This window comes from Chryseobacterium sp. 2987, assembly GCF_031456375.1.
Taxonomy (GTDB): Bacteria; Bacteroidota; Bacteroidia; order Flavobacteriales; family Weeksellaceae; genus Chryseobacterium; species Chryseobacterium vaccae.
In genome coordinates this window covers 336,931-357,321 of record NZ_JAVDUN010000005.1, presented here as the reverse complement: position 1 = coordinate 357,321, position 20,391 = coordinate 336,931, and the positions used below count along the sequence as shown (strand labels likewise).

Annotated in this window: 19 protein-coding genes; 1 reads left to right on the top strand and 18 read right to left on the bottom strand. The window is 38.3% G+C overall.

Features of this window, described 5'->3' with window-relative positions; translation table 11 throughout:
* Positions 1-3: 3 nt before the first annotated feature.
* From J2Y40_RS17075 to J2Y40_RS17005, 15 genes are all read right to left on the bottom strand, one after another.
* On the bottom strand, positions 4-879 hold the full coding sequence (locus tag J2Y40_RS17075) for an XAC2610-related protein (RefSeq protein WP_153392274.1): 876 nt from the start codon (positions 877-879) through the stop codon (positions 4-6).
* Between the two features lie 23 nt (positions 880-902).
* Entirely contained in the window at positions 903-1,697 is a 795-nt protein-coding gene (locus tag J2Y40_RS17070) for a DKNYY domain-containing protein (RefSeq protein ID WP_310000304.1), read from the bottom strand.
* 3 nt (positions 1,698-1,700) lie between these two features.
* Positions 1,701-2,186 (bottom strand): hypothetical protein, encoded by a 486-nt coding sequence (locus J2Y40_RS17065; protein ID WP_310000302.1) that lies wholly within the window; start codon positions 2,184-2,186, stop codon positions 1,701-1,703.
* Positions 2,187-2,242: 56 nt separating this feature from the next.
* Positions 2,243-2,572 (bottom strand): hypothetical protein, encoded by a 330-nt coding sequence (locus J2Y40_RS17060; protein ID WP_153392268.1) that lies wholly within the window; start codon positions 2,570-2,572, stop codon positions 2,243-2,245.
* Positions 2,569-2,913 carry a hypothetical protein gene (locus tag J2Y40_RS17055; protein WP_153392266.1) on the bottom strand — a complete coding sequence of 115 codons (345 nt, stop codon included), beginning with the start codon at positions 2,911-2,913 and terminating at the stop codon, positions 2,569-2,571. Before J2Y40_RS17055 ends, J2Y40_RS17060 begins: the two co-directional genes overlap by 4 nt.
* 29 nt (positions 2,914-2,942) lie before the next feature.
* The gene (locus J2Y40_RS17050) at positions 2,943-3,761 is read right to left on the bottom strand and encodes a hypothetical protein (RefSeq protein WP_153392264.1); all 819 of its coding nucleotides are present in this window, start codon (positions 3,759-3,761) and stop codon (positions 2,943-2,945) included.
* A gap of 45 nt (positions 3,762-3,806) precedes the next feature.
* Positions 3,807-4,472 (bottom strand): hypothetical protein, encoded by a 666-nt coding sequence (locus tag J2Y40_RS17045; protein WP_185151927.1) that lies wholly within the window; start codon positions 4,470-4,472, stop codon positions 3,807-3,809.
* Between the two features lie 167 nt (positions 4,473-4,639).
* On the bottom strand, positions 4,640-5,338 hold the full coding sequence (locus J2Y40_RS17040) for a hypothetical protein (RefSeq protein ID WP_153392262.1): 699 nt from the start codon (positions 5,336-5,338) through the stop codon (positions 4,640-4,642).
* Between the two features lie 267 nt (positions 5,339-5,605).
* Positions 5,606-7,522 carry a histidine kinase gene (locus J2Y40_RS17035; protein ID WP_153392260.1) on the bottom strand — a complete coding sequence of 639 codons (1,917 nt, stop codon included), beginning with the start codon at positions 7,520-7,522 and terminating at the stop codon, positions 5,606-5,608.
* A complete protein-coding gene (locus J2Y40_RS17030; protein ID WP_153392258.1) occupies positions 7,523-8,263 on the bottom strand; it encodes a LytTR family DNA-binding domain-containing protein in 741 nt (246 codons plus the stop codon).
* A 296-nt stretch (positions 8,264-8,559) separates the two neighbouring features.
* Complete coding sequence (gene bioA / locus J2Y40_RS17025; RefSeq protein WP_153392256.1) at positions 8,560-9,864, bottom strand: adenosylmethionine--8-amino-7-oxononanoate transaminase; 1,305 nt, start codon at positions 9,862-9,864, stop codon at positions 8,560-8,562.
* A 191-nt stretch (positions 9,865-10,055) separates the two neighbouring features.
* The gene (bioB, locus tag J2Y40_RS17020) at positions 10,056-11,048 is read right to left on the bottom strand and encodes a biotin synthase BioB (protein WP_153392254.1); all 993 of its coding nucleotides are present in this window, start codon (positions 11,046-11,048) and stop codon (positions 10,056-10,058) included.
* Between the two features lie 2 nt (positions 11,049-11,050).
* Positions 11,051-11,662: a dethiobiotin synthase gene (bioD, locus tag J2Y40_RS17015; RefSeq protein ID WP_153392252.1), complete on the bottom strand. Its 612-nt coding sequence runs from the start codon at positions 11,660-11,662 to the stop codon at positions 11,051-11,053.
* A gap of 47 nt (positions 11,663-11,709) precedes the next feature.
* Positions 11,710-12,810 carry an aminotransferase class I/II-fold pyridoxal phosphate-dependent enzyme gene (locus J2Y40_RS17010; protein ID WP_153392251.1) on the bottom strand — a complete coding sequence of 367 codons (1,101 nt, stop codon included), beginning with the start codon at positions 12,808-12,810 and terminating at the stop codon, positions 11,710-11,712.
* On the bottom strand, positions 12,803-13,426 hold the full coding sequence (locus J2Y40_RS17005; RefSeq protein WP_310000296.1) for a hypothetical protein: 624 nt from the start codon (positions 13,424-13,426) through the stop codon (positions 12,803-12,805). Before J2Y40_RS17005 ends, J2Y40_RS17010 begins: the two co-directional genes overlap by 8 nt.
* 65 nt (positions 13,427-13,491) lie before the next feature.
* Here J2Y40_RS17005 and J2Y40_RS17000 point away from each other — a divergent pair, with 65 nt between their 5' ends.
* Positions 13,492-14,979 carry a PLP-dependent aminotransferase family protein gene (locus tag J2Y40_RS17000; protein ID WP_153392247.1) on the top strand — a complete coding sequence of 496 codons (1,488 nt, stop codon included), beginning with the start codon at positions 13,492-13,494 and terminating at the stop codon, positions 14,977-14,979.
* A gap of 447 nt (positions 14,980-15,426) precedes the next feature.
* Here the strand turns inward: J2Y40_RS17000 and J2Y40_RS16995 are convergent, their stop codons facing one another.
* The 3 genes from J2Y40_RS16995 to J2Y40_RS16985 are packed head-to-tail and all read right to left on the bottom strand — an operon-like array spanning position 15,427 to position 20,388.
* Entirely contained in the window at positions 15,427-16,593 is a 1,167-nt protein-coding gene (locus J2Y40_RS16995; protein ID WP_310000295.1) for a PepSY-associated TM helix domain-containing protein, read from the bottom strand.
* 2 nt (positions 16,594-16,595) lie between these two features.
* Positions 16,596-19,013, bottom strand: coding sequence for a TonB-dependent receptor (locus J2Y40_RS16990; protein ID WP_310000292.1), 2,418 nt, complete (start codon positions 19,011-19,013; stop codon positions 16,596-16,598).
* A complete protein-coding gene (locus J2Y40_RS16985; RefSeq protein WP_153392243.1) occupies positions 19,000-20,388 on the bottom strand; it encodes an AMP-binding protein in 1,389 nt (462 codons plus the stop codon). Before J2Y40_RS16985 ends, J2Y40_RS16990 begins: the two co-directional genes overlap by 14 nt.
* Between the last annotated feature and the right edge of the window lie 3 nt (positions 20,389-20,391).

Sequence of the window (20,391 nt, the reverse complement as noted above, 5' to 3'; positions counted from 1 at the left end):
TAATTACTGACATTCTTTCATTGGCTTTTCCACAAGCTTCTGTTTTTTATCATTCCAGCGGTAGCAGTGTTGAGCAAGCGGAATTAAACTATTATTGGCAACTTTATACTCAACCGTTGTGACTACAGTTCCGGCACAGCATTGATTTCTTTCATAAACTCTTTTCTTAACGGGATCAAACTCCAAAGAAATTCCACTGAAGCTGCTTTCGTAATATTTCTGAGTTTTTTTGTTATACAGAAAGTAAATACTGGAGGTATTGGGGCCTGCATAACTGGATTCAAAGACAGAAAAATCATCAATCCCGTCAAAGTTAAAATCATCAATGCTTATATTATTTAATCCCCAGAGCTGACAGCTAACATCAAGCTCCTGCAGCAGCTTGTCTGTGCGCTTTTCAAATATCTTTACGGATGTAATCATGGGATAATAATGGTCCTTTTCTTTGGTAGCAACCACTTTGAAATAGGTATTACCTGCCGAAACGGGCTGTAACAATTCTCTGCCTTTCCACTGAATATTTTCACCGTTTTCAATAGCATATTTTTTCGTTAAATTAATTTTCAGCTCATTTTTTGTTTTGATATTTTTCCAGATCCCTGATAATGTATTTTGCCCTTCAGAAAAACGATCCAATGTAAGAATTGCTCTGGTCTGCTTTTTCCCAGTTGTTTCTTTTTCATAAAAAGTAAGTTTCCCATTGCTGATCGTTCCATTATTCAGCGAAATCGGTTCATCAAAATCAGTATAAGAATAAACAGCATCTCCTGCATAAATAACCATTTCAATGGGATAATCGCCGATAGATCCTGTATAAACAGTCTGGGCATTCATCTGGCTGAACGTAAACAATAAAACTGAAAATAGTGTTCTTTTCATGACTTAGAAATTGCAGGAATAAATTATTTCAATTCTTTAATGGCTTTCTGTACATATTCCTCTTTCATATTTTCTTCAGAGATTCGGTCTCCCCATTGCAAATATCCGTTGTGGTCTTTTGCGAAACAACCTGTCAGGGTATTTTTAGTTCTAAACGTTTTATAATCTACATTGTCCAGTATTCCCTGGCGTGATTCATAAATGTGGCTTTTGTCCTTCGCATAGCATTCGTTTAATACTTCAAATGTAGCAGGATCCGCTTCCGGAAAAATAGAAAAACTTCCTCCATAAACCATTCCATAGTACCTGTAAACATGATTTTTATCTTTATAAAAGCTGGTATTTAATTTTTGAAAAGTAGCAGAATCAATGATCTCCTTCAGAGGTTCATTATCATTAAATCCCATCTGACTAATATAATGATCAGCCTGCTTCATTCCTTCCGGCCCTATCGCTATAATTTCCTTTATAGCCCAATCCCCTTTTTTACTGATCCACAGTCCGTTATTCTGAAGTTTCCAGTCTAAAATCTGATTGGTGCTATCAATGGATTTTACAACTGCTTCAAAATGCTGTTTTTCAATTTCTTCAGGACAGATGATAGGTTTAATTCCAAAAAACATAGATAATCCGCCTATTTTTTTATATTCTTTTTTGCCAGAAACTCCTGTAATCATTTGGTAAATTCCCGCTTTGTACCGGTATATATTTCCGTCACGACAATTGCTGTCATATTGTACAGGATAGAAATAAGTGCCTGTGCACAGAAGTACAAAGGCCACCATAACAAAAATCAATATCAATTTAAATATTTTCATGTTTTATTCTCTTGTAATAGGTATTTCTGGTTTTTGAAAAGTATAGATAAGATGATAGTATATTTTGTTTTCCTGAAAAGTTTTTCCCATTCCGCTTACTTCTTCTCCTGGCAGTAACAGCTTTTTACTGGTCAGATTTTTCCGGTATTTCTTTAACGAAGGCAGCAGATAAGATACCTGGCTGGTGGCTTCCTTCTTATCGGTATGGATAAACAGCCATTCATCCGCTTTTTTGTTGACATAACAATATAAAGTTCCGCCCTGCTTTTTAGGACCTCCATATTTCAATGTAAATCCTTTTTTTGTTAAAAGACTATCTGTATTCATCTTTGCCGGAATTACATCATACCAGATGCCGGATGGCGTCAATGTTTGTGCCTTCGAAATGAATATTCCTGCGGTAATTATGGCAAACAATACTATTTTTTTCATTTTTCCTGAACGGGTTTTATAATAGTCGTTATGAAAGAACTGGTTCTCCTTCTTCATCTGAGCATCTCAAACAGACCAGATGAACTGAAAAAACACAAAACGGGTATTCACATTCACAGTGACATCTGCCAGGTCTCTTCTTTTTGTATCCAGTCATAACTTTCTGATTGTACAGATACTTTTGTTTTCCACTGGACAACGCGTTCTGCATCAGAAGGTTTTTCTCCGCCATCAGACATTACAAGGCTGTCTTTTTTTTCATTGTTAAAATAAGCAGGAATGCAGATCCCATATTTTTTCTCTTTGGAAGCTGCCCAATAAAAAAAGCAGATCATTGCCCCCAACAGCAGGAGTATGGTGATGAGTATTGCTTTAGGTGAACGTTTAAAGTAAGTAAGCCCACCTATTACTATACAAATTACTATTGCCGCAATTAATATCATATTTTGTTAATAGTATTGGTTAGCCATTCACAAAAACCGTCTCCACCCGACCATAAACAGCTTAAGTAAAGAATCGGGACAATAAAAGCCAGAAGAAACGGAATATCTGTAAGTGCTGCTTTGTAATCTTTTTTTATCAGCCTGATAATCAAATCTGTTATAAATCCAAAGAATAAAGCACTTAATATAAAGATCAGCATCAACGCAACTCCCATTCCTACATCGGTAGGATGTTCTTTTTGTTTGTTTGCTTTGAATGCCATTTCTGCCCAGAAATACAGCCCGATCAGAGGAACAGCGGTGATCAGCAGTCTTATCAGAAGATGTTTAATGATTTTCATAGGTTATTCAAATGTACATATAGTAACCGTTACTTTTTAAATTTTCTTAAAATACTATAGATTATTACAGGTAAAACCACCATTAATATTAGAAAAATACAGGTTAACAGCTGGTCTTTTCCGTTATCTGCTAAAAAATAAATACCAATTCCCAAAATAAGTATAGGAGAAAAGATCATGAGTTTGTGGAGATAAAACAGGTTTTCTTTTCCGCTATTTTCGCGGATTACCTCCTCATTCTGTAAAAGGTCAGGAAAATATTGATATACATACTCCTGAATGAGATAAAGATCTTCATGAGAAAGCTCTTTCGGCCGGATCAAAAGGTCACCTACCGCAATCATCATGCTTTTTTCAGCAAAAGAAAAGGCTTTGATCTTTGCTGAAGGAAATTCTTTCACATAGCTTTTCGGATCAAGCATATACCCTTTATAATCGGAGTTCTCCATTGTTACCATGCATTTGATCTTTCTTTTATCCAAATAAAAAACCTCAAAATAAGATGACTTTTTATATTCGTCATAACACGGTTTTATAAAGAAAATAAAAGGAAGAAATACTAATGTAAGAGCAAAAAATACAAACTCTACGTTCAATACCTGCCCTAGCCAATATATTGCAGCCAGTATAGAAGCAATACCCAGTAAAAGATACTTGTATCCGAATATTTTTTGAAAGAAATAAATGAATGCTACAACACCTGCTGCACAAAGTCCGCTTTTCCAGTTGGCAAAAACAGAGACTATTCCTGTAAGAGAAAGAATAGAAACAAAGATCAGAGAAACAGTGGCATTTTTTTTTCCGAAATAATGCTTGACAATACGTATACAAGCAAGTTTTTTTTCCATCGTCGTCTCTCTGATCGGTTATTATTTTCCCTGAATAATATGTTCCTATATCTTTTTTCCGGAGGGTATTAAATTCTTCTGGAGAAAATGTATTCCGGATTCTTTATAGTTGTTTGTCTGGTTCATAATGACGGCCAGATCCTGTTCCAGCATCAGTGCCTGTCTGTCGTTATTATTGATTATATAAAAATAATCTTTGTCAGCAGTCTTTATCCTGAGACGGTAATGACCTCCCCGGCCGTATGTCTTTTCAAGATTATAACTGATAATACTGTTTCCTTTGATGCTGTTTACCCTTCCCAGTTTGAAAATATGCAGTGTATCTTTCTGGAAAATAAATGAAACATGATATTTATGTATCAGAGCCTGGCTTTCGTTGTACTTTTTCAGTTTCTTAATATCATCATCTTCCAATGATTTCAGCACCGGAACATAGCTTTCAAAAAACCTGTTGAGCAGAAAAGCCAGCGGTACTATCATTACAGTAAGAAGCCCCATCATTGCTAAAGTATATTTTACAGCATCTTCTATCCTTTCATTATATCTTGTTTTTCCTAACAGATCTTTTCCCAGGTCATTGGTTTCTTTATAGGCTACAACAAGAAATATAAAGGGTATTATAAAAACCGCCAAAACCAGCAAAAGAATCAGGATTCTTTTTCTTAAGCGAAGCTGTCTTATAAAATGGCTTATATAGTTTGTATTCGTCATTTGTGCAGCACATTTTATACTCTTTTGCTTGGTCTGGCTGTTGAGTTCAAAGGTAGAAAGTATATTTCTGAAGTAAAAGATTCGTTTACAATTCGCCGGAAGTGGTTTACAATTCGCTACATTTTTCACCTATATATGATTTAAAATAATAGGTAATATCATGAATGTCATTTTTTCTGGGTGAAAATTATACAAAAAGTGGCTAAAAGCAGAATTATCCCAATCATAACAGCGAATGCATACAAACCTGAACCTTGCAGATATAAAGGCTGTGTAGAAATAAATAATTTACTTTCTGACAGGTTGCCGGGATTATACAAAAGAATAAATTTCCTTTCAGCTATCTGCTGTTCTGTTCTTTGCAGAATTTCAGATTTCAGTTTATGAATCCGGTTTTTGCTTTCCCATACCGGGTAATATAATTTTTCTGCCTTATGTTCTGTACGGGTGAAACTACGCTGTCCTATTTTATAGGTGTAGGTAATATCTGAATAAGCATACCCACTGGATTTTCTGTAAGGTTTATCCCAGCCTGACTGATAAAATACTACTTTAGATTCTGCCGTATTCCAACGTAAATGAGTTACCTGAAATTCTTTAAATCTCAAAAACGGAGAGACAGAAAAAAGAATCAGCATAAAAACATAAATAAATCCAAGCAGCATCAAAAAATATTCTCCTTTCTTCTTCCAGACTTTCCTTTGAGTCTTTCTCAATATAAAAACAAGAGCAGAAATAATTAGCGCATAAATAAAATAATGATAACTGTTGACTATAAATATAAAGGCCAGAATCATTGCTGCCATGATAACAGCTGCCAGCGATTCAAAGATCCGATTAACGATATGTTTAAAGTTCTTTTTCAATGATAATATAAAGCATTTATTGAGTTTATTCTACCAAAGTAATGACTTGCTGAAATATTGGAATAATGAGGGGTTTTATTGGCTTTCCCCTGCCGCGGAAGATTCGCCACAGTAAAAGAATAAAAATATATTTTGTGATTGACTGTAATTTTATCTTAATCAGATCATTTGTTCCTCATCAATACTTCTTTATCGTTATTTCCGGAATTTTACATTTCCGGGAAAAAAGTATTGATGAGGAACAGACCTGAATTACATTCTTTGAAACTAAGGGTTTACCACTGGGATTAATAGGGTTACCACAGTGCCACTGCCTGCATTTTTGGAAATATTTACACTTGCTTTTTTGCCTAGCAGCTGCATTCTTTCCCTGCTGATTGTTCCGGATAATGAACGGTGTGAAGTATCTGCCTGATGTGCCTGGCTTCGTCCGGTATCGGTAACGGTAACCTGTAAAACATCGTCATCCAGTTTAAAACATACCTCAATATTTCCGGTATGAGAATCCAGATTAATGCCGTGCAGGATTGCATTTTCCACATAAGGCTGTATCAGCATCGGAGGAAGTAATGCCGCTCCTAAATCCTGTTCATCCGGCTGGGAGATGTGATAGGTAAAAGCATTTTCATAGCGCATCTGCTGAAGACAGAGATAGTTTTCCAGTGTTTCAATCTCTTCATTCAATGGAACCAGATTTTCCCTGCTCAGCTCGAGACTGCTTCGGAGAAGACGGCTGAAACGGTTAAGATATTTAATAGCACTTTCCTTTTTATCCAATCTCACAAAGCTCTGTACCGCAGATAATGTATTAAAGATAAAATGAGGTTCCATCTGTGTCCGGAGTAATTGCTGCTGAAGCAACAACTTTTCTTTTTCCTGTCTTGTACGGCGCTGGCGGAAACTATAATATAAAAACAATAGTACAATCCCCAAAAGAACAGATCCCAGGACAGAGATAACAAGCCATAAGTGGTTCTGTTCCAGCTCCAACTGGTTAATCTTGATGTTTTCATTCAAAGTCCGGATGGAACGGTCTTTAGCCTGAAGCTGATAAAGAGCATTCATTTCTGCAACGGCCTGGGTATTTTCCGTTTCGTATACTTCTTTTTGAAGTTTTGCGGCCTGTTTCATAAGCTCAATAGCTTCATTAGGCTTTCCCTTTAATTGGTATAAACCGGCAAGGTTGTTCAGATATGTGGCCTCGTTGTAGCTATAGATCAGCTTGGGATGACTTTTCTTCAGGGCTTCAGTTTTTTGAATAAATTCCTGAGCTTTCTCCACTTGTTTAAGTACGACATAAGTTCCTGCAATATCAGTGTAATCAACAAAAAGATTATTGATCTCAACTGCAGCTGTTTGTTTATTGTTTATACTTTCGTCATTCTTTGCTTTCAGGAGCTGATAATGAAGCAGGGAGTCCCGCTGGTCCTGGGAATCAAAATATTTCATTTTGGCATCATATAGATAACCTATGTCATATTGATCAGGATTTCGTGCATGAAGAACTTCCAGCTTATGGAGATAGGGTTTTATACTGTCTGCAGGCTTATTGAGGGTACTAAGAGTGAATATCATCTGTACCAGTACCCGTTGTTTATTGATATGCCCCTCAGGCAGGGGAACAGTCCAGGGCAGAGCAGCCCGGTTCATTTTTTCAGCAAGATTGTACTGATAAGCATTCAGATTGCTTTGTGCAGCTGAAAGAAGAATTGCTGAACGCGCTTCATCAGAAAGATGTACAGCAGTATCTGAAACAATAGCTGCAGCCTTATTGTAATAATAGCCTGCTTCCCGTTGTTTGGCCTCCATGCTCCGAATGTTTCCAATTCCATTGTATATCAATGTCTTATACAAAAGATTGCCTGAAGTTGGTTCTATAAGCTCCAGAGCCTGTTCTATATAATAACGGGCAGAATCCTGACCGCGCATCCCATACATACGGGCCATTTGATATTTAACAATTGCAGACATCGTAGTGTCTTTTATCACCAATGGATTTTTTTCATATTTACGCCAGACAACGACCATAGAATCCGCATTTTTAGGATTTACAGGTGCATTTTCTAATGTATTGATCTGTTTTAGGAGAGCATTCTCCTTCGTAGCAGAAGTCTGTTTTTTACTACATCCTGAAGCCAGCAAAACTGCTGTTCCAAAGTAGATGATCCGAAGTATATGTTTCATTTATTTATTCAAAAGCTGAGTTAATATAGCATTTTTGCGTCTCAGGGAAATAGGAATCTCTTCCTTATTTTTAAGAACAATATATTCTGAACGGTTAAGCCCTGATATATACTGACGGTTGACCAGATAGGACTGATGAGTGCGCAGAAAATGCGGTGCGGGTAATAATTCTTCGTAATATTTAAGCGGTTTGGAGATCAGTTCTTTAGTTCCATTATTCAGAAAGAAAAAAGTATAAGGTCCATCCCCTTTACAATAAACAATATCCTGAACTTTAATAATATGAGTACTGTGAACGGTATTAAGGGCAATGCTTTCAGGAAGATCTGAAGCTGTCATAGACTCTTGGGTCAACATTAACTGCTGCATCCACTGTGGGTTGTTTTCACTTCTCCGGCGGTACCTTCCCAAACTCTCTCTCAGTTCACTCTGATCAACAGGTTTCAGAAGATAATCCAGCGCTCCATATTTTATAGCTTTGATCGCAAAATGGTTATAGGCTGTAATAAATATAATATTCTGAGGGATTGGATTAAGTAATTTCAGAAGGTCAAAAGCCGTCCCGTCCCGAAGCTGAATATCCATAAGGATGACATCGGGCTGCTTTTCCTGAATCAGTTGTACAGCGGTTTGTACACTGTCACTCCATCCGATAAGTTCCGTATCGGCTTCCTGCTGAATCAGGAAACTTATTTCTTTACGTACTGCCGGCTCATCTTCTATGATCGCAATGCTTATCATTTTTACATTTTTTAGCACGGTAAAAATAATGATTGTAAAGTAAGAAATCAGTCAGAATTTACAATTCGTAGTTATATTTTTACAAAATGGCATGAGATTGAATGAAAATACCTGAAAACCATTGTTTTAAAGTAAAATATACCCTATCGTTTTCTTACAGCTCTTACTCCTCTTCGCTTATTTTTTTGAATGATAAAAAACTGGAGAATAATCCAGGCATTCCGCAGACGGATTCCTTCGATTATTCTCCAGAATTAATAATCAATTTACGGGACAGCTTTCAAAGTCAGTATTTTTTAACAGGTAGAGAAATGATCTGCATTAACCTCTTCTAAAACATCAAGAATGTTCTGATAAATCAACCTCAGTTCTTCCGAAGTAATGCAGTATGGGGGAACTAAATACATACTATTTCCTAATGGTCTCATAATAATCCCTCGCTGCAGGAATTTGTCATACAGGATTCTCCCTATTTCATTAAAATAAGAAGTATTTTCATTGGTTTTCAACTCAAAAGCGAAAATGGTTCCGGTCTGACGTACATTTTCAACGTTGCAGTGTTTTGAAAGAATTGCACCAAACTCTGAATGCTGTTCTCCAATACGGTTGATGGCAGCCTGCGTCTCTTCGTTCAGAAGAAGTTCCATACTCGCTAATGCCGCGGTACAAGCTAAAGGATTAGCCGTAAAAGAATGCCCGTGAAACAGGGTTTTGTATTTATCATCAGACAAAAATGCATTGAAAATATCCTGAGAGCATGAAGTGATTCCCATAGGCATGGTTCCACCCGTTAATCCCTTTGAAAAGCACATAATATCCGGCATTTCTGATAAATGGTCTGCTGCAAAAAGCTTTCCTGTTCTTCCGAAACCTGTAAATACTTCATCCTGAATCATTAAAACCCCTGATTCTCTGCAACATTTCATCAGTTCGCTAAGATCTTCAGCATTATACATTAACATTCCTGCAGCTCCCTGTACCAAAGGTTCGTAGATGAAGCAGGCCGTTTCAGAAGCCCTATCTTTAATCTGGATTTTCAGGTCCTCCAGGTTTTCCCGGGTGGGGGTATCAATAAAGATCACTTCAAAAAGCATGCTCCCGAAAGGTTTTGTCCACACACTTCTTCCACTCACAGACATCGCTCCGAAAGTATCGCCATGATATGCATTTCTAAATGCCAGAATTTTTGTCTTTTCCTGTCCGTTATTATAAGCATACTGAACACACATCTTGAGGGCTGCTTCCACCGCTGTAGAACCATTGTCAGAATAGAAGATCTTTTTCTGATTATCAGGAAGCAGTTGCAACAGATTTTCAGAAAGCCTGACTGCCGGCTCATGGGTAAAACCTGCAAAAATAACCTGCTCCAGTGTATTGAGCTGCTGAAATACCCGTTCAGCAATATAAGGATGGGCATGGCCATGTAAAGTGACCCACCATGATGAAACAGCATCAATATATTGCTTCCCTTCCTCATCATAGAGATAAACTCCTTTTCCGCTCACAATAGGAATGGCCTCCCCGGCCGTTTTCATCTGGGTATACGGATGCCAGTTGACAGCTTGGTCTCTTTCCCCGAGATTTTGTATTGATGTATTCATTTCAAATGTATATTTATAATTTTTTTAACGAAAGCAGACTGTGTACTATAAATAGTTTCGGCTGCTCTTTTATTCTGTATCCGGTACTGCTGGTTGATGTATATCACAGTATAGCAGATAGTAATTTTACAACCAATGCCAGCAGAATTATAATCAGGATCCAGAAATTCATAGCTTATATTTTTACTCGTTTAGCAGCAGGTTTCCGGCTTTTTATTAGATTTCATGGGCTTTAGCCCAAGTGTTTCCAGCATCTGCATATCTTCCGACACCCCCGGATTAGGAGTTACCAAAAGGGTTTCTCTTTCCCCGGTAAAAATAGAATTAGCACCGGCCATAAAGCACCATGCCTGCTCGGTTTCGGTCATTTCAATTCTTCCGGCACTTAATCTTACCATGGAAGAAGGCATTACAATTCTTGCGGTGGCAATCATTCTTACCATTTCCCAGGAATCCACTTTTTGATTATTTTCAAGAGGCGTCCCTTCTACCCTAGCCAGTGCATTGATGGGAACAGATTCCGGATGCTTAGGCATTGTGGCTAAAGTAAGCAGCATTGAGATTCTGTCTCCGTGGGTTTCTCCCAGTCCGATAATTCCTCCTGAACACACAGTAATACCTGCTTTTCTTACATTATTGATGGTATTGATCCTGTTATCAAAAGTTCTGGTGGAAATAATCTCTTCATAATACTGTTCTGAAGTATCAAGATTATGATTATAGGCATATAATCCCGCTTCCTGAAGACGTATGGCCTGTTCCTCAGTAAGCATACCCAGCGTACAGCACACCTCCATTCCGAGCTCATTCACTCCTTTTACCATATCTATAACCCTGTCGAAATCCCTATTATTTCGTACTTCACGCCATGCTGCTGCCATGCAGAAACGGGAAGATCCGCTGTCTTTTGCTTTCTGAGCGTGGGCGATTACAGTTTCAGTCGGCAATAGTGCCTGTACTTTGATATTGGTGTGATAGCGGGCTGCCTGTCCGCAATAAGAGCAGTCTTCCGGGCATCCCCCAGTTTTAATCGATAATAAGGTTGAAACCTGTACTTCCGCAGGGTTGTGCCATTCCCTGTGTACGGTTGCCGCTTTGTAGATAAGTTCCAATAAAGGCAGATGGTAGATATCTTCTATTTCTTTTTTGGTCCAGTTGTTTCTGATTTCAGTTTTTTTATCCATTATCATAAATTTGTTTTTGTTAATTGTTCTGCAATAGCTTTAATGCTGTCTTTTGTAGGCTGATTGATTTCAGGAATCCTGATGATCCTTGTTTCCTTTTGAATGAATCCGGAAATCACCCGTTCTGTATCAGGAGGAAAAAGTCCGTTGAAAATCAGGTATTCCACTTTTATTTTTTTCTGTTGAAGCGCCATAATAGAAAGTAAGGTGTGATTAATGCATCCCAAATAATTTCTAACTACCAGAGCAACAGGGATTGCCAGTTTTTCAATCAGATCAATCATAAATTCATCGTCTGAAAGGGGAACCATTAGTCCTCCCGCTCCTTCTACAATCAATGGCTGATCTGTTTCCGGAAGCTTAAAATCCTCAATCCGGATGTGTATATTTTCCTCCCGTGCGGATTGATGCGGAGAAGCTGCCAGTTTGAGACGAAAAGTTTCCGGATGACATTTTGTGCAGTCTGTCCAGTCTGCTATTTTATGACTGTCTGTATACGCCAAATCCCCGGCTTGAACGGGCTTCCAGTAATCGGCTTTAAAATATTGGGTTAAAATGGCGGAACAAATGGTTTTTCCTACTTCTGTTCCGATCCCGGTGATGAATAATTTCATGTTAATCAGGTAAAAACAAGCTTCAAACTTGCGACTGTTTATGTTTTTTAAATAAATTCTTTAATAATTTCTGAAAGGGTTACAATTTCCTCTTCTGTATTGAAACTGTGCAGGCATATCCTTAGCCTTTCCGTCCCTTCTTTTACGGTAGGGCTGTATACTGCGTAGGTTAAAAATCCATTTTCTGACAAAGTATTCTGCATCATTTTTAATCGTTTATTATCAGGAATTAATACCGCCTGAACAGGACTCTTTTCCGAAGAAGGTGTTGGAATAACCTGTTTTCTGAACAGTTGAATATTTTGCTGAAGCTTTTCTGATAGTTCAGGATACTGTTTTAAAAATTCATATCCCGTTTTTATAGCAGCCCACTGGAAATCCTGAGCTGCAGTACTGTAAATAAAAGGGGATGCGAAATTAATCAGATAAGATTTCACCAAATCATTGCATAATATCGCTGCACCATGAGCTCCTAAAGCCTTTCCATAAGTAACTACTGCTGCACAAACCTTGTCCTGAAGCTGATATTGCTGAATCAAACCATATCCAAAAACTCCAAAGGCATGGGCTTCATCTACAATCAGGGATGCATGGTATCTTTCAGCTAAATCTGCCATTTCCTTTAACGGAGCAAAATCTCCTTCCATTGAATACAGGCTTTCCGCGGCGATAAAACAATGTCCGTTTTGTCTTTTCAGCAAATGTTCCAGATCATTCAGATCATTATGTTTAAATTTCAGTTTTCGGACATGAGACATTCTGCAGGCGTCATGAACGGAGCGGTGAATCTGCTCGTCAACAATAATGGTATCATGACGACCCGGAAGCGCAGAGAATAAAGCAAGGTTGGCATTGTATCCTGAAGGAAAAAGCAATGCAGCAGGAAATTTGTGTTCTTGCGCAATATATTCCTCCGTTTCTAATGCTGTACAGCTATTTCCGCTAATCAGTCTGGAACCTGTACTTCCTGAGAGGAGCTTCGGCTTTTCAATAACCTGTTTCAGAAGTATGTTCTGAAGTTCTCTGTTTCCGGCAAGTCCAAGATAATCATTAGAATAAAAGTCGATTCCGGGCCTTTTGGATTTCAGAGTTCTTACTATTCCCGACTCCTTTCTTTTATTAAGATGTTCCTGAAGTCTGTTAAGCATAATTCACTTTTGACACTTCTTCAAGTATTGCGTTAATCCATTGGTCATGAAGTTCTTTTTCTATAGCCAGAATATTTTCCGCGTGGAGCTTCCAGTCTTCAGAAAATTCGTTCAGCTGGTTAATCATTTCTTCCAGATGGCCTTCTTCTTCCAAGATAATAGATTTAACCATAATCCTGGAGGACTCTTTGGTAAGAACATCCTGATAAACGGGATAAAGCTCATCAGCACGAACTTCTATAGCATACGTCACAAAAAGGTAGGCCGCATACTTTAACTCTTCTTTAGTCAGCTGAAAGGCATTCTTAAGATATCTGCACGCTTTAACATCTAAAGAATGAAGATATTGTCTTGTAGCGATGGCAGCGAGCAGTTCATGATCTTCATAAGTCAGGCAGTATTCAGCATCAATTTTTCCAATCTGCTTTTTCAGATAGTAAGCATGACGGTGCTCTTCTGCAGCGTGTTTCAGCTGGATCAGGCTAACGGAAACAGGATGTTCACACTTTGAGATCTTCCGGGCTCCCGCATTTTCCATAAAAGAAAGTGTATTCAGCCATTGGGCATGCGTTTTGCCGTCCTGTACGATCTTTTCAAGCATACGATGAAATTCCATAGATTTTTATTTTGAGCCAAAAGTAGTATATTGCCGGACCATTAAAAGGTGCCAGTTTTAATATTATGGATAGTCCGGTTAAGATTCCTTATCAAAGTTTTATAGAAATTGACAGAAATTCAGAAACAGCAATCTATCTGCAAGTGGCCAATCAGCTGATCAATGCTATACAGAGAGGCTTTCTTCCTTTTGGAACCAAACTGCCGGGAACCAGACTGTTCAGTGAAATTTTAGAGGTTCACCGCAATACAGCTGTTGCCGTTTATGATGAACTTTCTGCACAGGGATGGGTGGAAAGCCTTCCGAATAAAGGAACTTTCATTATCGGAGAGAATCAGGAAAAACCTATTAAAGTCAAGGATTTTGAAAAAAACAACCTTCAGAATTACCCGGAAACCACAGGATTTTCTTTTAAAACATCCAATATTTTAGACAATCCTTTTGAGCATTCAGACTGTGAATATATTTTCAATGATGGTGTTCCGGATATCAGACTGACACAAATCGGCCAGCATTCACGGTTTTACAGCTCTATTCTTAAACGGAAATCCAATCAGAAAATGCTGGGACATTATAATCACGACGGAAGTGAATTTTTTAAACAGCATTTATCCCATTACCTGAATCTTTCCCGCGGCCTTCCTATCTCCAAAAACAACCTGCTCATTACCCGAAGTACGGAAATGAGTATTTACATTGTTTCGCAAATATTACTTTCCGAAGGTGATACAGTCCTGATTGGTGCTTTAAGTTACTTTTCTGTGAATATGATCTTTCAGAAATCGAGAGTTAATATTGTATCAATACCAATAGATGATGAAGGAATCAGGGTTGAAAGTGTAAGGGAAGCCTGTAAAAAACAACGCATAAGAATGCTTTACCTTACGCCACACCACCACTATCCTACCACTGTTGCTTTAAGTGCACAAAGAAGATTGGAATTACTGGAACTCGCTAATGAATACGGGTTTATCATATTGGAAGATGATTATGATTATGAATTTCATTATGACAAAAGTCCGATTCTTCCGCTTGCCAGTGCTGATACCAACGGAATGGTTATTTATATTGGTTCTTTCGGAAAATCGCTGGCTCCGGGATTCAGAACCGGGTTTATTGTGGCTCCGGAAAATCTGATGGCAGAAATGAGAAAATACCTCGGGATTATAGACCGTCAGGGAGATATTCTCATGGAAAGAGCTTTGGGAGAAATGATTGAAGAAGGGGAAATCCACCGCTATCTGAAAAAGTCTTTAAAAGTTTATCAGGAAAGAAGAGATCATTTTGCTTTATTACTCGATGAACATCTGAAGGGGTTTATTGGGTTTCAGAAACCTTCCGGAGGGCTTGCATTCTGGATGGAATGGAAGGTTCCTGTTAATCTAATGCAGCTAAGCCGGAACTGTGCCCAGCACAATCTTTTTATTCCTAAAACACTGCTTTATCAGAACAGAGATCTTACGGCTATGAGAATAGGCTTTGGAAATTTCAACTTTGAAGAAATGGAACGGAGTATTGAAATTCTTTCAGAGAATGTAAAGAAATTGATCTGAGTTTTGATATCACAGATTTTTTGGAATACGCGAGGTCGCAAGAGTTATTTACAAGCTGTATAAATAAAAGCTGTATAAATAAAAAGGTCGCAATGATTTTATCTGCGATAAAATTTCACACTGCAAAATTCATAAAAATCTTTGATTTTTAAGCTTAAGTGTTCTTCTCAACATAAAGCTTGTCACTTTAATCTTAAGTGTAAAAACTTTTTGTGGCTAAAATAATTTCCCACAGAATACACAGATTACTGATATATTTTATTTGAAAAAAATAGCTGAAAACCTTTGGTTTTCTTGCGCCTTAAAAACAGCATAATGGTTCAAAGCCTTGCGCCCTTTGCATTTTCTAACATCTTTCTATAGATCTGCTGAATCGGAGAATAAAAAGAGAGCATAATACAATGATTATACTCTCCTGTTTGGTAAAGATTAAAAGAAACAGAAATTTTATGATCCTTTCTTTTTCTTAGGTTTTTTCTTTTTCTTGTTTAAATAGATGATAAAACCTGTGATTGGAAGCGAGGCGGCAATGATTCCTGCAAAAAGATATAAAAACCTTCCTGTCATTCCTAAGATACTTCCGGTGTGAAGATCATAATTTCTTTCTCTTAATGCTGTTCCATATCCGATATTTTCGTTTTTATAAGATTGATATTTCAGTATTTTTCCTGAATACCGGTCGAAATTGAACTGTTCATTCTGATACTGTCTGTTACCATAGGTTACTTCGGCATAATAGGTCCCTTCTTCTGTTTTCGGAAAGCTGATCAGCGCTGATTTTTTATCTGCAAGACTTTGCTCTACTCTGTTTCCAACCATATCCAGAATATTTTTTGAATCCGGAGTTTCTGTAGTTGGTACTGTACTTTTGGCTTTCTGTTCAGTCTTTGCCTTTCCGTTAAGCGTTTTTTTTACCCATTGATCCATTTCTTCAAAATTCCATATCAATGCGGCATATGAAATCAAAAGCAGAAGGATAACGGAATAAAAACCCAGTACATTGTGAACATCATAATTGATCCTTTTCCATTTTGCGGATGTTTTGATGAAAAACATTCCTTTCAGAGCATTCTTGTTTATTTTTTTCGGAACCCAGATCACCAGACCTGAAAAAAGCATTACTGCAAATATGATGGTAGCATATCCGGTAATGGCTTTCCCGATTTTCTCTCCAAGCAGTAATCTTCTGTGAAGATCCATCACGATTTCAAAAAAATCGGTTTTTGCATTTTCTACTTCCAGAACTTTTCCGGTGTAAGGGTCTACATAAACTCTGTAATAATAAATATAAGACCCCCAATAAGTCAGGGCCTCTTTATCCATTTTCAAAGTACGGAAAGCATAACTTCGGGAAGGATCTGAGGAAATTTCTACCCTGCTTACCTTCAGACTGTCTGGTAATGCCTGTTCTGCTTTCAGTTTGAGTTCAGAAAATTTCAGCTTTTCTTTTTTTATGGTTTTTACATAATATTTTTCAGGATGTAATGCATGTTTCAGTTCTTTTTCAAAGGCAAGGATGCAGCCGGTAGCTGCCATGATAACAACTATAAGCCCGGACGTTAGTCCGAGCCATAGATGTATCTGATGTATAATTTTTCTAAATGTCAACTTCATTCTTAAAATTTAAGGCTGACCTCAGCAACAAAGTTACGAGGCATCTGGGCTACTACAACCCCCTGCCCTGCAAAATACTGTGCATTTCCTAAATTATTCATCTTAAATCCTAATCTGTATCTTTCTTTTTCAAGGGACACAGAGGCATTAATTAAAGTATACGCCGGGAAAACAAACTGTCCGGTAGTTGCATTATCAACAGTTATCTGTTTACCTACACGGTTCACTCCAAAACCTAACCCTAGTCCCTGAAGTCCTTTGATTGGCAATATGTAGCTGATCCATGAATTGAATACGTTAGCAGGTCCCGCAGATGAAGGACGGCGTCCATCAACATTAGCAGCCGCTTTTACAAATTTACTGTCGTTGTAAGAATATCCGGTCATAATATTCAATCCGTGAATAGGGTTCAGAATCGTTTCAATTTCAATCCCCTTGCTTCTCTGCTCGCCATCCTGAATGGTTACACTATAGCTTTTTCCGTCACGAACTACATCAACTCCTCTTAACATATTGTTAACCAGAATATCATAATATCCTACGGTGAAGTTTACCTTATTTCTCCAGAGATTTCCTTTTACTCCAACTTCCCACTGATTAGATTTCTGTGGCTTGAAGTCTCCGCTGTAGTCCGGAAGCGGCTGGGATGCCGGAGCGGTGTAGCTGAAACCGTTCATATAGTTGGCATAAGCTGACAGACGGTCTTTAAAGATCTGATACAAGATCCCGACTTTCGGAGACCATGCATTTTGATTGAACGCTCCTGAATTAGTATAGTTGTTCAGATTAAGCTGTCCTTTACTTTCATAATGATCAAAACGTAAACTTAACAAAGTAATCAAACGGTCAGTAATGTAAACAGCATCGGAAATATAGGCCCCGTATATGTTAGACGATGTGGTAGTTCTTTCCAAGGCAGCTTTTGACAGCTGTATTTTTTGAAGCGCCAGATCTCTTGAAATTGCACCATATTTTGGAGTCAGATTTCTTCCGTTGATCGTATCGTATTTAACGATCGGGGAATTATTATAGTTCAATGACTGATTTAAATAGTCCAACCCGATAAGAACTTTATTTTTGATTTTCCCGATTTTGAACTCACCGTTAAAATTCTGCTGAATACTGGTAGAAGCCCCTTCAGAATTCTGCCACTGTACATTACGTTCCAGCATGGCATCGCTGTCATTTCCTCTGATAAACTGATATTGGTATAACCCTTCCGTTTTTCTGTAGTTTCTTGAAATTAGAGTCTGTGAAGTCCAGTGATCAGAAATTTTGTAATTCACCTCAGCTTTTACGTTGATGGAAGGCGCTTTTAAACTCATATCATTATTGGAATAAGATCTTTTCCAGTCGAATCCAAGTTCATCAGGAGTTGTTGCGAAAAACTTTCTTGTTCTGGACAGGAAGATGATCGGAGTATTGGTTCCTTCATATGTATAAATCTGTGCCCCCAGATTGAATTTTAAGCGATCATTTACCTCATAGCTGAATGTAGGAGCCACAAACATTGATTTTCTGAATTCAGAATCTCTGAAACCATTCTGATACTGATAGGCTGCATTCAAACGGAATAAGGTTTTCCTTGAATCCGTGATCGGGCCGTATACATCAGCAGTTACACGGTTTAAATTGTAGCTTCCCATCAGATAAGAAACTTCACCTCCAAAATAATCCTTCGGTTTTTTCGTCACTACATTAATCAATCCTCCAAAAGAATTAACAGCTCCACCGTATAATGTTCCGGAAGGTCCTTTGATTACATCGATACGTTCAATGTCTGCAGGATCAATTTCGGAGTTGGTTGTTGCCGGAACACCATCTACCATAGAAACTCTGGTCGGAAATCCTCTTAAGTTGTAATAAAAACTTCCGTCTCCTGCTCTACCCGCACTTCCCTGCATCTTAACAATACCCGGAACGTTCTTCAAAGCGTCTGACACATCATACACGAGCTGTTCCTTAAGGATCTGTCGGTTGATGCTGGTATACATCTGAGGATTTTCAAGGTTTCTCAGAGGCATTTTAGAGATGGAAGTACTGTCCTTATCCAGAAATTTGTTTCTGCTTACGGCATATACTGTGATTCCTTCAATGACATTATTATCTGCTGTAGTATAAACAACAGGGATTTCAAACACCTCTTTCTCAATACGGATTGGTTCCCGCATCAGTTCGATATCATTTAAAACCACCTGAAGGGTATATTCTCCGGGCGGCACATTATCAAAGTAATATTCTCCTAAATTATTGGTTTTTGCCTGATAAGGTGTATTCACTAACCTTAAAAGGGCGTTTTTAACAGGTTCTTTCTCAGACAGCATGACTTTACCGTGAACACGATCATTCTGCTGGGCAGAAAGGATTAACGGAAAGCTGACAAGAAGTAAAAGTAATATAAGGGTTTTAAATGTTTTCATGCTGTAAGTTTTGTAACATAGGATAGTTTATTTTGCCGTTTTGTGATAATGGAAATGATTCTATGTGTTCGGTGCGTACGTACTGCGGATTGATGCGCAGCTTATTTTTAATAATTTCTGTGATATTTTGGGGATCAATACCCTGATTGTCGTAAAGTACAATGATCTTTTTGTCATTGGAATTCAGGCATACCAGTGTATTTCCTTCCAGTTCGTTCTTCAGGATAACTTCTACCTCATCCAGGTTAAGACGGATTCCGAAAAGCTTCATAATCCTTTTGATTCTTCCTGTGATGTAGTACAACCCGTTCTGGCCTCTTCTGCCCATATCTCCGGTATGGAGAATTTCGGGCTGTTCATATATAGACAGATCCTCAAGTCGGTTGGCATATCCACCGGAAATTCCCGGATGTGAAAAAAGCAGTTCTTCCGATTCAGGATCTATTGTAAAACTGCCTCCATGTACAGGAGTCCCGATAGAGGTTTCTTCTTCCAGAAGCCCGTCTGTGGTAAGATAAGCCATTCTTCCTCCAGCCTCTGTCTGCCCGTATTGGGCAAAGAACTGTTTCTCAAATTCATGACAGTAAGAGAAGATTGTTTTTCTCAGTTCACTGTTAATAACACCTCCTGTATGGGTCATATACCTTAAACTGGGGCTGTCTTTTCTGAAAAAGCCAATTCTGTTCAGGTTTTCATACAAATACGGGACTCCTCCCAGTGTACTATAGCCATATTCTTCCATTTCATCCCAGAAAGCTTTCTGCATAATGTCTTTGTCGGTACATACAATTCTCCCAGCACGCATACAGTTGGTGGTGAAAATAGAAAATCCGTACACGAAATTAATCGGTACGTTCAGCGGAACCACATCAGATTCCAGGATAGGCATGTACTGAAGGATGCTTACTGCATTCTGATAAAGGTTTTCATCCGACAGTTTCACCAGTTTCGGGACCCCTGTTGTTCCTGAAGTGCTCAGAAGGATTTTGATGTCCGGGTGAATAGAGGCTTCGGGCGTTTGATCTTCTTTTGCAAAGATTTTAATGGTTTCTGAGAATTCCTTTAAAGAATATCCCCAAACCTCATCTCTTGACGGATCAAAGATGTATTTCGGGCGATACTCTGCTTCCAGGCGTTCCTTAAATTCAGGATGCAGTTTCTGTCCCAGTACAGCAATGGCATGAGCTGTTCCGTAAAAATTGAGGAGCACCTCAATACCGGGCAGCTGATTGTCATTGTACAGAAAGATCAGTCCTTGCTCTGAAGGATCTAAACCCAAAGACCTGCACAGGGCCCCGGCCGGTATGGTGGTACCGGACGAAGCATCTGTAAACAGCAGGCTTTTGTTGTCAATTACATTTTCTAAAATTTTCATATA